This window comes from Streptomyces sp. SAS_281 (assembly GCF_052542855.1).
The window spans coordinates 1-12,445 of sequence record NZ_JBMNDO010000020.1 but is presented as its reverse complement, the minus strand read 5'-3'; the positions used below and the strand labels follow the sequence as shown (position 1 = coordinate 12,445).

11 protein-coding genes are annotated in these 12,445 nt (G+C 75.2%); 1 reads left to right on the top strand and 10 read right to left on the bottom strand.

The annotated features are described in order from the left end of the window. Positions 1–6: 6 nt before the first annotated feature. The 10 genes from ACN6LM_RS10215 to ACN6LM_RS10170 are packed head-to-tail and all read right to left on the bottom strand — an operon-like array spanning position 7 to position 11,204. The gene (locus ACN6LM_RS10215) at positions 7–1,500 is read right to left on the bottom strand and encodes an ABC transporter ATP-binding protein (RefSeq protein ID WP_445064993.1); all 1,494 of its coding nucleotides are present in this window, start codon (positions 1,498–1,500) and stop codon (positions 7–9) included. After that, positions 1,497–2,375, bottom strand: a complete 879-nt coding sequence (locus ACN6LM_RS10210) for an ABC transporter permease (protein WP_445064992.1) — start codon at positions 2,373–2,375, stop codon at positions 1,497–1,499. The genes ACN6LM_RS10215 and ACN6LM_RS10210 overlap by 4 nt, the downstream gene beginning before the upstream one ends. Continuing rightward, the gene (locus ACN6LM_RS10205; protein ID WP_445064991.1) at positions 2,375–3,328 is read right to left on the bottom strand and encodes an ABC transporter permease; all 954 of its coding nucleotides are present in this window, start codon (positions 3,326–3,328) and stop codon (positions 2,375–2,377) included. The genes ACN6LM_RS10210 and ACN6LM_RS10205 overlap by 1 nt, the downstream gene beginning before the upstream one ends. Further along, positions 3,325–4,908 carry an ABC transporter substrate-binding protein gene (locus ACN6LM_RS10200; protein WP_445064990.1) on the bottom strand — a complete coding sequence of 528 codons (1,584 nt, stop codon included), beginning with the start codon at positions 4,906–4,908 and terminating at the stop codon, positions 3,325–3,327. The genes ACN6LM_RS10205 and ACN6LM_RS10200 overlap by 4 nt, the downstream gene beginning before the upstream one ends. Then, entirely contained in the window at positions 4,908–5,735 is an 828-nt protein-coding gene (locus ACN6LM_RS10195) for a class I SAM-dependent DNA methyltransferase (RefSeq protein WP_445064989.1), read from the bottom strand. The genes ACN6LM_RS10200 and ACN6LM_RS10195 overlap by 1 nt, the downstream gene beginning before the upstream one ends. A 10-nt stretch (positions 5,736–5,745) precedes the next feature. Beyond that, positions 5,746–7,002: an MFS transporter gene (locus ACN6LM_RS10190; protein ID WP_445064988.1), complete on the bottom strand. Its 1,257-nt coding sequence runs from the start codon at positions 7,000–7,002 to the stop codon at positions 5,746–5,748. After that, positions 6,999–8,057: a mandelate racemase/muconate lactonizing enzyme family protein gene (locus tag ACN6LM_RS10185; RefSeq protein ID WP_445064987.1), complete on the bottom strand. Its 1,059-nt coding sequence runs from the start codon at positions 8,055–8,057 to the stop codon at positions 6,999–7,001. Before ACN6LM_RS10185 ends, ACN6LM_RS10190 begins: the two co-directional genes overlap by 4 nt. Further along, positions 8,054–9,121: a PLP-dependent cysteine synthase family protein gene (locus ACN6LM_RS10180; protein WP_445064986.1), complete on the bottom strand. Its 1,068-nt coding sequence runs from the start codon at positions 9,119–9,121 to the stop codon at positions 8,054–8,056. The genes ACN6LM_RS10185 and ACN6LM_RS10180 overlap by 4 nt, the downstream gene beginning before the upstream one ends. Beyond that, on the bottom strand, positions 9,118–9,948 hold the full coding sequence (locus ACN6LM_RS10175) for a Rossmann-like domain-containing protein (protein WP_445065055.1): 831 nt from the start codon (positions 9,946–9,948) through the stop codon (positions 9,118–9,120). Before ACN6LM_RS10175 ends, ACN6LM_RS10180 begins: the two co-directional genes overlap by 4 nt. Beyond that, positions 9,948–11,204 carry an ATP-grasp domain-containing protein gene (locus ACN6LM_RS10170; RefSeq protein ID WP_445064985.1) on the bottom strand — a complete coding sequence of 419 codons (1,257 nt, stop codon included), beginning with the start codon at positions 11,202–11,204 and terminating at the stop codon, positions 9,948–9,950. The genes ACN6LM_RS10175 and ACN6LM_RS10170 overlap by 1 nt, the downstream gene beginning before the upstream one ends. Before the next feature lie 248 nt (positions 11,205–11,452). Here ACN6LM_RS10170 and ACN6LM_RS10165 point away from each other — a divergent pair. Continuing rightward, positions 11,453–12,445 (top strand): phosphoribosyltransferase (locus ACN6LM_RS10165; protein ID WP_445064984.1); only part of this gene is annotated, 993 nt, incomplete at its 3' end.

The window sequence follows — 12,445 nt, the reverse complement described above, 5'->3', positions numbered from 1 at the left end:
GACACTTCAGCCGGCCGCACCGAACGACCGTTCCGCCGCCACGAGTTCCCCGGTGCACGGATGCTCCGGCGTGCCCAGCACCCGCCCCGCCGCGCCCGCCTCCACGATGCGGCCGTCGTCCATCACCGCGATCCGGTCCGCCCGGGCCGCCGTCGCCAGGTCGTGGGTGATCAGGACCAGCGCGTCGGTGTGCCCCGAGCGCAGCAGCCCGCCGAGCAGGCCGAGCACCGCGTCCCGGGACAGCGGATCGAGCCCGGAGGTGATCTCGTCGCACACCAGGACCCGGGGGCGGGCGAGCACCGCGCGGGCCAGGGCCGCGCGCTGGAGTTCGCCGCCGGAGAGGCGGGCGGGCGGGCGCGCCGCCTCCGTCTCCGGGAGCCCGAGGGCGCCCAGCAGCGCGAGCGCCTCGCGCCTCGCCCCGGCCGGGTCCGCTCCGCGAAGGCGCACCGCCGTCCGCGCGACCTGGTCGAGTACGGGGCGGTACGCGTCGAAGGCCGCCTTCGCGTCCTGGAACACGTACTGCACGGCGGCCAGCTGACTCCGGGACCGGTCGCGCAGCCCGGCCGGCAGGGGCTCCCCGTCGAGGAGCACGTCCCCGTCCTGGCGGGGATGCAGACCGGCCAGGCAGCGGGCAAGGGTCGTCTTGCCGCTCCCGGACCGGCCCACGACGGCCAGGCATTCTCCGGTGTGGACGGCGAGCGACACGCGGTCGAGCACGGGCGCCCGGCCGTGACGCGCGACGAGGGAACGCACGTCGAGCACCACGCCGTCCCGCCCCGCACCGCCCAGAGGCGCCCGGTCCCGCGCGTCCGCCGGCCCCGTGTCCCGCACCCGGCCCTCCCGCAGGACCACCACCTCGTCGGCCAGCGCCCGGACGACGTCCGCGTCATGGCTGAGCAGGAGTACGGCGATCCCCTGCCGGGCCACCGCGGCCAGCAGGTCCACGACACCGCGCTTCGTCAGCGGGTCCTGACCGGTGGTCGGCTCGTCGGCGACGACGGCACGCGCGCCGAGCAGCAGCACCTGGGCGAGCACGACGCGCTGCTGCTGGCCCCCGGAAAGCTGGTGCGGGTAGCGGCGCAGCAGCCGTCCGTCCGCCGGCAGCCGTACGCGGGCGAGTGCGTCGAGCACGCGTTCCCGCGCCGCCGCCCGGCGCCCCGGCCGGGGCAGGTGCCGGACCCGGTCCCGGGCGATGTCCAGGAGCAACGCGCCGATGCGGCGGGCCGGGTTGAGCGCGGCCGCCGGGTGCTGCGGTACGTAGCCGATCAGGCCCTCCGGGGCCCGTACGCTGCCGGTCACCCGCGCTCCGGGCGGATACTCGCCGAGCAGGGCGAGCCCCGTGGTCGTCTTGCCGCTGCCCGATCCGCCGGTCAGCGCGGTGATCCGGCCGGGCCGCAGGCTGAGGTCCACACCGTCGAGCACGGCGCGCCCGGCGACCTCCACCCGCAGCCCCTCGATCACGGCGACCGGCTCGCGCGCGGCGGTTCGTAGAGGTGTCATCGGTGCTTCTCCGTGCGGTGCGGGCGGATGAGCGCGGCGTCGGCGAGCAGGTTGCCGCCCATGGTGAGTGCGACGATCAGCAGGGCGGGTACCACCGCCGCCCACGGCTGCACGGACAGGCCGGTGCGGTTGCGGTCCACCATCACGGCCCAGTCGGCCGCGTCCGGGGCGACGCCCACGCCGAGGAAGGCGGCGGTGGCCACGAGGTACACCGCGCCGGTGAGGCGTACGCCGGTGTCCGCGGCGAGCGTGCGGCCGATGGACCGCCCGACGTAGCCGAGGGCCAGGCGTGCCCAGCTCTCGCCCTGCATGCGCAGCGCCTCGACGGCGGGGCGCGAGGCGGCTTCCGCCCCGGCGGCCCGTACGATCCTGGCCGCGTCCGGGATGCCGGCGAACGCGACCACGGCCGCGAGCCCGGCCGGGCCCGGCCGCACGGCGGCGGACACCAGCAGGACGACGAGCAGGGACGGCACGGAGAGCAGGACGTCCAGGGGGCGCATCAGCAGTTCCTCCAGCCAGGCCCGGCGGGTGAGGGCGCAGGCGAAGCCGACGGGCAGCGCCACCGCATAGGTCAGGGCCGTGGCCGAGACGGCGACGATGACGACGGACCGGCCGCCGAGCAGGACTTCGCGGAACACGTCGCGGCCGGTGAAGTCGGTGCCGAGCCAGTGGCCCGCTCCGGTGGTCAGCGAGGTACCGCGCGGTCCCGCCTCGCCGGCGAACAGCGGCCCGGCCAGGGCGATGAGGAGCGGCACTCCGAGGACGACGAGGCCGGGGACGAACCGCCTGGCCCCCTGGCCCCGGGCGGCCTCGCGCGGCCGGCCGACGACGATCCTCTTCAGCCCGCGCCGGGATCGGGCCGGCGCCACGGCCATCACGCGGCCACCTCCGTCCTGGGGGCGAGGCGTTGGGTGACCAGGTCGGCGCCCAGATTGAGCAGGACAGTGACCAGGCCGAACACCACCGCGAGCCCTTGCACCGTGGGCAGATCACGTTCCGCGACCGCGTTCATCAGGACGGTGCCGAGCCCGGGGACCACGAACAGGGCCTCCACCACGACCACCCCGCACAGCAGCCAGTCGACCGTGCGGGCCAGTTGCTGGGCGGCCGGGGTGAGGGCGTTGGGGAGGGCGTGCGCGTAACGGACGCGGGTGCGGGAGATGCCGCAGCGGTACGCCTGTGCCACGTACGGGGAGGCCAGCGCGTCGAGCATGCCGGCGCGGACGAGCCGGGCGAGGGAGCAGACCGGGCGCGCGAGCAGGACCAGGACGGGCAGGACGAGCGCGGCGGGGTGGGAGGAGAGCTCGGTGCCGTACCCCACGGCGGTCGGCGGGAACCAGCCGAACCGCAGGGCGAAGACGGTGACCAGCAGGGCTCCCAGCGCGAATTCGGGAACGGCGTACAGGGTGAGCAGCACCGCGCTGATGGTCCGGTCCACCGCTCCTCCCTCGCGCCGGGCCGCCAGCACGCCGAGGCCGACCCCGGCCGGGACCAGCAGCAGGACCGTCGGTACGGCGAGCAGCAGGGTGGGGCCGATCCCGTCGGCGAGCGCGGCGGCGACCGGTCGCCCCGAGGTGAGTGAGGTGCCGAGGTCGCCGTGGAGGAGGCCGGCCGTCCAGTCCAGCAGGCGTTCGTGGGCGGGCCGGTCCAGGTGCATGGCCGTACGGACGGCTTCGATGCGTGCGGGGTCGGGCTGGTCGCCGGCGAGGGCGACGGCGGCGTCGCCGGGCAGGGCCTCGGTGGCGGCGAAGACGAGCAGGACCACGGCGGCGGTCTGCGCGCCACCGAGGAGCAGCCGGCGCGCCGTCCGGCGTCCGGTCGCGTTCACGCCAGCCACACCTTGTCGAAGCGGGCCCAGTCGAGGGTGTTGGCGGGGGCCTTCCGCTCGATGCCCCGGACGTTGCGGGCGGTTCCGAGGATCCAGTCGGCGAAGCCCCAGATGAGGAACGGCCCCTCGGTGTACAGGCGGCGCTGCATGCGGGCGTAGACGTCGGCGCGCTGCTCCGGGTCCTTCGTGGACTGCGCCTGCCGGTACAGGGCGTCGAAGTCCTGGTAGCGCCAGTGGGTCGCGTTGGTGGTCGAGTCGGTGAGCAGGCGCTGCGAGAGGTGCGCCTCGATGGGCATCGCGCCGGAGCGGTAGCAGCACAGGGTGCCCGCGTCGAGGATGTCCTTCCAGTACGTGTCCTTGCTGCCTGTCCGTACGCGGACGGTGATGCCGGCCTTCGCGGCCTGGTCGCGGAAGACGGCGGCGGCCTCGGTGAAGCCGGTGGCGACCGGTGAGGTGTCCAGGGTGATCCGCAGGTCGTCGGCGCCCGCCTCCTTCAGCAGCCGCCGGGCGCGGCCGAGGTCCTGCTCGCGCTGGGGGAGGCCGTCGGCGTAGTACTCGTACCCCTTGCCGAAGAGGTCGTTGCCGATCTCTCCGGCGCCGGAGAGGGCGCTGCGGACGAGCTCCGCGCGGTCGGCGACGAGGAACAGCGCGCGGCGGACGCGTGGGTCGTCGAAGGGCGGCCGGTCGGTCTTCATGGCGAAGGACTGCATGGCGCTGCCGCGCAGCCGGACGATGGTCACGCGCCCGCCGTGCTCGTGGGCGCGGGCGGTGGCGGGGTTCAATTCGTGGGCGTACTCCACCTGGCCGCCCAGCAGGGCGTTGACGCGGGCGGACTCCTCGTCGGCGACGACGAATTCCAGTTCGTCCAGGTGCGGCGCGCCCTCCCAGTAGGCGTCGTTGCGGCGCAGCAGGGTGGAGCGGCCCGGTGCGAAGGAGACCAGGCGGAACGGTCCGCTGCCGACGGGTGCGTGGTCGAAGTCGCCCTCGCGCGCGGACGCCGGGATGATGTACGCGCCGAACGCGGCCATGACGTTGGGGAATTCGGCGGTCGGGCGCTTGAGGACGAACTCCACGGTCCGCTCGTCCGGGGCCCGGCTGGCGGCCAGGTCGATCGGTTCGAGCGAGGCCCTGGCACGGAAGGCGCGCTTCGGGTCGGCTATCCGGCGGTAGCTGTGCAGGACGTCGGCGGCCGTTACGGGTGTCCCGTCGTGGAAGACCGCGGCGCGCAGGGAGACCTTCCACCGCTTCAGGGTGGCGTCCGGTTCCCACGAGGCGGCGAGGCGGGGCCGGGCGGAGAGGTCGGCGCCGTAGTCGGCGAGCTTGTCGTAGAGGGCCTTGGCGCGGGCCGCGTCGGCGAAGAGGTTGCTCAGGTGCGGGTCCAGGGTCTCGCTCGCCCCTCCCCCGGCGAAGGCGGCCCTCAGCCGGCCGCCGCGCTTCGGGGTGCCCGCTTCCTCCTTCGCGTCGGAGGTGCCGGGGGTGCTCGCGCACCCGGAAAGGGCGAGGGCTGCGGCCGCTCCGACGGCTCCCGAGGCGATCAGGAAGCCCCGGCGGTGCGGGCCGGGGAGGTGGTCGTCATGCATCACGGTCGTCCTTGCTGTGCGGTGGGTTGCGGGGCCGGGCTCGGGCGCCGGCGCCGGGCGATGAGGTGGAGCCGGTCGCCGGCCGTCGTGCCCGCCGGGACCGCGCCTTCGCGCCAGGCGGGTTCGGTACGGGGGCCGGGCCCGTCGTGCAGGGCCAGTACCTCGAATCCGGCCTCGCTGACAGTGCGGTGCAGCTCCTCGGGCAGCAGCAGGCGCCAGGCCGAGCGCTGTTCGACCGGGGGCGAGCCGTCGTCTGCGGCCCAGGTGCGGGAGCGGTGCAGGAGGCGTCCGGCGGTGTCCACGCGGAGCCGGGTGACGGAGCGGTAGGTGACGCCCTCATGGGTGAACGCATGGGTGGCGGGGGCGTCGTCGCGGTGCGCGCGGTCGAGGAAGTAGGCGCCGTTGCGCATCTCGGCGACGAGCAGGCCGCCGGGGGTGAGTGCCCGGTGGCAGGAGGCGAGGCATCCGTCGAGTTCGGCGCCGGTCCGGCAGTACAGCAGGGCGCTGTCCAGGCAGACCACGGCGTCGAAGCGCCCCGCCCCCAGGTCGAAGCGGCGCAGGTCCGCACGTTGATAGCGGGAGCCGGGGTGGTGCCGTGCGGCGTACCGGAGCATCGCCTCGGAGAGGTCGGCGCCCGTCACCGTGCGGCCGGCCGTGTGCAGGTGGGCGGCGTCGCGGCCGGTGCCGCAGCCGATGTCCAGGACGCGGGCGCCGCAGCCGTGGGTGCGCAGGCACTCCTCGGTCCAGCGTCCGGCGAGCCGTTCGGCGTCGGGGAAGCGCGCCTCGTACAGGGCCGGGTTGTCGGTGAGCAGGTTCCTGTCCTTCATCGCGGCCCCCTCACGCCCGGGCCGGCAGGGGTGCCGGCCCGACGGGCAGTGCCCCGGTGCGGTGCAGCCGGGCGACGGCGGCCGCCGAGGCGAGCCCGAGGCCGGCACAGCACGCCCACGGCAGCCACTCGGCACCCGTGCGCGCGCCGGTGTCCATCGCCCAGCCGACGGCGGCGTTGCCCAGGGCGGCCGCGATGCCGGAGACCACGTAGAAGACGCCGAAGTAGGTCCCGGTGAGCCGGGACCGGCCGAAGCCGGGCACCAGTTCCATCACGAAGGGCTGGGCGATCATGAGGCCGGTCTGGAGGAGCAGGGCGCCGATCAGTACCGGGGCCATGCGCAGCACGATGCCGGGCAGGCCCACCGCGCCCGGTCCCGAGGTCACGAGCAGGGGCGGCACGAAGGCCGCGGCCATGAGCGCGAGGCCGCCGCTGATCCAGCCCGCCCGGCTGCCGCGGCGTTTCAGCGCCCGGGTGATGCGCAGCTGGAGCGCGAGCCCGGCGAGCGTCGCGACGACGAGGACGGGTCCGGCCGCTCCGTCCCATCCGGTGGCCCGACGGGCGCCCTCGGGCAGCAGCAGATAGAGCTGGCTCTCCAGCGCGACCATGGCCACCATGGCCAGGGCGAACGCCATGAACGCCCGGTTCCCCACGACTTCGCGCCAGTCGGCCAGCACGCTCTCCTGAGCGGGGGCTACCTGTCCGGCCGGCAGCAGCAGGGCCTGGGCGACGGTCAGGAGCGCGAAGAGCCCGGCCGCCGTCAGGGCCGCGGCCCGGAAGTCGACGAGAAGCAGCGCGCTGCCGAGCAGGGGGCCGACAAGGGCCCCGGTCGTCGCGAACACGTTGAACAGGGCGAATGCCTCGGCCTTGCGCTCACCCGCCTCCTGGGCGAGGTAGGCGCGGACGGCCGGGTTGAACAGGGCGCCGGCCAGCCCGCTGAGCACCGAGGCCGCCAGCAGCACCGCCGTGCCGTCGCCCAGGGCGAACAGGCCGAAGCCCACGGTCCGCAGTGCGCAGCCGGTGATGATCACGCCCCGGGCGCCCAGCCGGTCCGCCGCCGAGCCGCCGATGACGAAGAGCCCCTGCTGGCTGAGGTTGCGTATGCCGAGCACGGTGCCGACGGCGGCGGCGGACATGCCGAGGTCGCGGCTCAGATGGACGGCGAGGTAGGGGATGAGCAGGTAGAAGCCCGTGTTCACACCGAGTTGGTTGACCAGCAGCAGGCGGACGGCCGGGCTGAAGTCGCGTATCTCGCGCCAGGGCGTCACGGTCCCACCTCTGCCGGGGCGGGCTCCGGGCTCGGATGTACGCCGAGTCCCGGCCGCGCGTTGGCGCGTACGGTGCCGTCGTCGCCCCCGATCCCGGTCCAGGGGTCGTGGGCGAGCAGGAGATGGCCGTCCAGGTCGGTCCACCGGGCGCGGTCGGCGAGGTGGACGGCGGGGGCGATGCCGAGTGAACTGGCGGTGAGGCAGCCGAGCATGAGGTCGGTGCCGCTTCCGGCGATCAGGCCGGCGATGCGCAGGGCCGCGCCGGGCCCGCCGCACTTGGCGAGCTTGACGTTGATGCCGTGGACGCGGCCGGCGAGGCGGCGGACGTCCTCGAAGGAGACCGCGTCCTCGTCCGCGACGACCGGCAGCGGTGAGTGCGCGGCGAGCCGGGCCAGACCTTCCGGGTCCCCCGGTGCGACGGGCTGTTCGACGGCTTCGACGCCCAGTTCGGCGAACCGCCCGAGCAGCCGGGGCGCGGCGGACCGGCTCCAGCCGCCGTTCGGGTCGAGCAGCAGGCGTGCGCCGGGGGCGGCGGCGCGGACCGCGCGGACCCGCGCGATGTCGTCCTCGGCGTCCGCCGATCCTGCCTTGACCTTGAGGACGGTGAATCCCCGCTGCGCGAGACGGGCGGCGAGGGCGGCGGCCCGGGAGGGCGCGGTGATCCCGATGGTCCGGGCGGTCACGGCCGTGGGCGGGGCGGCGGCGCCGAGGAGCCGGTGCACGGGCTCACCGGCGCGCTTGCCGACGAGGTCGAGCAGCGCGGACTCCACGGCGGCCGTGACCGCCGGGGGCGTTCCGGTGGCGTCCTCGGGGAGCGCCGCGAGGGCGGTCTCCGGGTCGGGGAAACCGGCGAGTGCTTGGGCGGACCGGTGCAGCCACCGGCGCAGGGCCCCGGCGTCCAGCCCGTAGTACACGCTGGTGACGGCCTCGCCGTGGCCGTGGAGACCCTGGTGCCCGACGGACAGCCGGACGGCGTGCCGGGCGGTCGTGGTGGACCGGGAGATCCGCAGCGGCTCGGCGAGCCGGAGCTCCACGGTGCTGAGGGCGCATTTCATCGGGGCTCCTGGGGAACGGTGACCGTGGTGCAGCGGGTCCAGCCCGTGGCCTCCACCGCGCCGGGGTGGGAGATCTCCACGGGGCGGGTCGCGGGGGCACCCGTGCGGAGGCCGTGCAGGGCGTTGAAGCCGTCGTCGAAGACGCTGCCGAGATAGCGGTGCGGTCCGTCGGGGAAGACGGTGGCCACGACCGCGCCCGGGTGCGCGCGGGCTGCCCAGGCGGCGACGAGGGCGACCGCCCCGGTGCTCCAGCCGCCGCTGACGAAGTTGCCCCGGGCGAGTCTGCGGCAGCTGTCGGCGGCCTCGGCCGGGCCGACCCAGTGGACCTCGTCGAAACGGTCGTGGGCGACGTTGCGGGGGTGGATGCTGCTGCCGAGGCCGCGCATGAGCCGGGGGCGGGCGGGCTGGCCGAAGATGGCCGAGCCGGTGGAGTCGACGCCGATCAGCCGCAGCGCGGGCCAGTGCCGGCGCAGTGGGGCGGCGATGCCGGCGCTGTGCCCGCCGGTGCCGACGCTGCACACCAGGACGTCCACCCGGTCGAGCCGGCCGGCGATCTCGGCGGCGAGCGAGGCGTAACCGGCGGTGTTGTCGGGGTTGTTGTACTGGTCGGGCCAGTAGGCGTCCGGCAGGGCGGTCCGCAGCTCACGGAGCCGGGCGAGCCGGGCCGCCTGCCAGCCGCCGCGCCCGGCCGGGCGGTCGACCAGTTCGAGCCGCGCGCCGTGGGCGCGGAGCAACTGCCGCATGGACGGTTCGAGTTCGCTGTCGCCCACCAGGATCACGGGGTGGCCGAGCGCCTGGCCCGCGAAGGCCAGGCCGATGCCGAGTGTGCCGGACGTCGACTCCACGACCGGTGCGCCGGGACGGAGTTCGCCGCGTTCCTCGGCTCTTTCGAGCATCGAGACGGCGGCTCGTGCCTTCATGCCGCCCACCCCGAAGCCTTCGAGCTTGGCCCAGAACCCGGGGTGCGGACAGGGCAGGGGCACGGTGATGCGGGCGAGCGGGGTGCGCCCGACGAGGCCGAGCAGTTCGCGGTTGCCTGCGGGGCGCAGGAGTGCCGTGGTCACCGGGTGCCTCCGTACTGGTGGATGGTGCCGGGGCCGCCGTCGAGCCAGAAGAAGGGGTACGGCTCCGCGGACACGGCGGTGACCCCGGAGCCGATGAGCCGGGGCAGCACCGCGCTGCCCGTCTGGGCGAACATCACGAGCGGCTTGCCGTGCCGCAGGGCGTGGGTCCTGAAGTGCTCGAAGCTGCCGTTGCCGAGGGTCATCCCGGAGGCGAGGACGGCGTCGCAGCGGCTGAGCAGGTCCGCGGCATCCCTGCGTACCGGCTCGTCCCACTCCGTGGTGCCGCCCTTCAGATCGCAGGGCACGTACCGCAGTCCGCGCTCACGCAGCGCTTCCAGGAGCGAGTTGACGACGCCGACGACGAGCACGGTGCGGCCGGGCGGGAGGCCGAGGAGGCCGACGACGGCGCGCGCCCTGGCCCGCGACCTCTCCAGCGAGCCCCCTGCGGGCAGCGGCACCGGCCGGGCACCCGAGGCGGGGCCGTGCGGCAGGACGTGCATGAGGAAGGCGTCGAGCGCGGCGATCCGTACCGGCCGCAGCGGGTGGGCGAGCAGCGTGGCGGCATCGGTGCCGACGCACTCGTCGGCCGCGCCGTCCGGCAGCTCACCCGGTTCGACCGCGCAGGAGCCGACGGCGGCGCCGATACGCAGGCTCAGGACCTCGTTGCGGTAGCCGCCGGCCCGCCCTGCATGCCTGACGGACTGGCGGGTGGTGAAGGCGGTGCTGACGCGGAGGGTCCTCGGGTCGTGCCCGTACCCGCCGGCCAGGACGCGGGAGACGAGCTCGTCGCACGAGCCGGGGGCCGGGGAGGTGGCGGTGTGCGCGATCACCGGGACACCACCCGGGGGCGAAGGCCCGCCAGCAGCGCTTCCACGCGGGCTCGGGCGCCCGGGCCGTCGGTGTCGCCCGCCATCACATGCCCGAGGTATCCGTTGTTGCTGCCCTCGGCGGTGACCCGGGTGCCGGGCGCGGCGAGACTGAGCTCCAGCACGTCGTCGGCCTCGCCGACCGCGACGCCGCCGTCGATGCCGTCCAGCACTCCCCCGGTGCCGGGCACCAGGAAGCCGATGGCGGCGCTGCGCAGGCCGGTGTCGTGCGGCCGCAGATCCGGCTCCTCGCCGAGCGCCACGCTCACACAGGCGGCGGCGAGGTCGATGCCGGTCACATGGCGGACGAGTTCGGTGATGCGGTTGCCGGCCGGGCGGGGGTTGACCTCCACCACGCGGGGTCCTTCGGGGGTCAGTTTGATCTCGGTGTGCGCCACCACGCCGTCCAGGCCCAGTGCCTCGATCGCCCGGACCGCCGTGTCCCGGGCGGCGCGGGCGTCCGCTGCGGTGAGGGCCGCCGGGAACATGTGGCCGGTCTCCACGAAGGCCGGTGCGCCGCCGATGCTCTTGTCGGTCACCCCGATCACCCGGGTCCGCCCCCGGTGCGTGACGGTCTCGACGCTGACCTCGGGACCGTGCAGCAGCTCTTCCAGCAGGATGACGGGAGAACGCCGCTGTCCCCGTGCGTTGACCGGGAAATCGGCGAGGGCGCGGTGGGCGTCGGCGAGCTGGGCCTCGTCGTCCACACGGCGCACCAGCATGCCCGCGCACAGGTCGACCGGCTTCACGACCAGCGGCAGCCCGATCCGTGCCGCCGCCTCGGCGGTGCCGGCCCAGTCGGCACAGACCGCGTAGCGCGGTCCGGGCACTCCGGCACGGGCGAGGACGTCCCGGGTGGCGTCCTTGCGGCAGGCGTTCTCCATCGCCTCGGGGACGGGGCCGGGCAGGCCCAGGCGGGCCGCGATACGGGCGGCCACCGGCAGGTAGTAGTCGCAGGAGGAGACCACGGCGTCGAAATGCAGGGCCTGGTGGGCCCGTTCGGCGAACGGCAGCAGGCGGTCGGGGTCGTTGGTGGGGGCCGTCAGCACGTTCCGGGCCGAGAGCAGCGGGTGCCGGGTGCCCTCCGGTGCCGAGCGCAGGTAGTGGTGCAGATCGCGGGTGAGGAAGGTGTACTCGTGCCCGCCCTCCCTGATCGCTCTCGGCAAGAGTCTGCTCATCGACCCGACCCAGCTCTCGACCATCAGCAGATGAGCCACAACTCCCCCTCTTCGACGCACGGTTGCGTGATTCCGGGCACGCACCGGCCAGCGGCCGGCAGCTTGGGCGCCCGACCCCGCATACGTTAACGACAATCGTTTTCATTGTCATCCAGGTGCCGGGATCCCGTATGTTTCCGCCGATTTGCACGGGCCAGGCAAGCGCGGTTGATTGGAATGAGGTACGTGCGTCACCCGGCGACTGACGGGTGGGCGCCGTGCGTGGACCTCGATGTGGGGTGAGTCCCGTGCTGTTCGCCGACCGTCCCGACGCGGGCCGGCGGCTCGCCGAAGCCCTCCGCCCTCTCGCGCAGAGCGATCCCGTCGTGCTGGGCCTCCCCCGCGGCGGCGTGCCGGTGGCCTTCCGCGTTGCGCAGGATCTCGGCGCCCCGCTGGACGTCATCGTGGTCCGCAAACTGGGCGTCCCGCGCCACCCGGAACTGGGCTTCGGGGCCATCGGGGAAGGCGGCGTCCGGGTCATCAGCGAGGACATCGTGCGCCGGGCCGGCGTGTCGGACTCCGACATCGCGGCGGTCCAGGAAGCGGAGGAGACCGAACTGCGGCGCCGGGCCCGGGAGTTCCGAGGCGACAGGCCGCGCGTCCCGCTCGCCGGGCGCACCGTGGTCCTCGTGGACGACGGGATCGCCACCGGCGCGACCGCACTCGCCGCCTGCGCGGTGGCCCGGGCGCAGGGCGCCGCACACGTGGTGCTGGCGGTGCCGGTCGCGCCGCCGTCCGCCGCGGCCCGGCTGCGGGGGGAGGCGGACGAACTGGTCTGCCTGTCGTCGCCGGCCGGGTTCTCGGCGGTCGGCGAGTGGTACCGGGACTTCGGCCAGACGCCGGACGAGGAGGTCGTCGCGCTCCTGGCCCGGGCCGCGCGGCAGAACGGGCCCCGGCTGGCCAGCGACGTGCTGGTGGAGGCCGGCGGGGTCGACCTGCCCGGCACCCTGACCCCGGCCGGCGGCTCCGGGGCGCTCGTGCTCTTCGCCCACGGGTCCGGCAGCAGTCGGCGCAGCCCGCGCAACCGGTCGGTCGCGGCGGCGCTGAACCGGGCCGGCCTCGGCACGCTGCTGTTCGACCTGCTCACCGCGGACGAGGAGGCGGAGGGCGGCCATGTCTTCGACATCTCGGCCCTCGCCGGCCGCCTGGTGGACGCCGCCGCCTGGGTGCGGGGCCGCGCGCCCGGGCCCCTCGGCGTGTTCGGTGCGAGCACGGGCGCGGCCGCCGCGCTCCAGGCGGCG

What these genes read in the sequence shown, in the direction of transcription:
- ACN6LM_RS10215 (WP_445064993.1), bottom strand. Translation starts at nt 1,500, where the DNA reads ATGACACCTCTACGAACCGCCGCGCGCGAGCCGGTCGCCGTGATCGAG.
- ACN6LM_RS10210 (WP_445064992.1), bottom strand. Translation starts at nt 2,375, where the DNA reads ATGGCCGTGGCGCCGGCCCGATCCCGGCGCGGGCTGAAGAGGATCGTC.
- ACN6LM_RS10200 (WP_445064990.1), bottom strand. Translation starts at nt 4,908, where the DNA reads ATGCATGACGACCACCTCCCCGGCCCGCACCGCCGGGGCTTCCTGATC.
- ACN6LM_RS10195 (WP_445064989.1), bottom strand. Translation starts at nt 5,735, where the DNA reads ATGAAGGACAGGAACCTGCTCACCGACAACCCGGCCCTGTACGAGGCG.
- ACN6LM_RS10185 (WP_445064987.1), bottom strand. Translation starts at nt 8,057, where the DNA reads ATGAAATGCGCCCTCAGCACCGTGGAGCTCCGGCTCGCCGAGCCGCTG.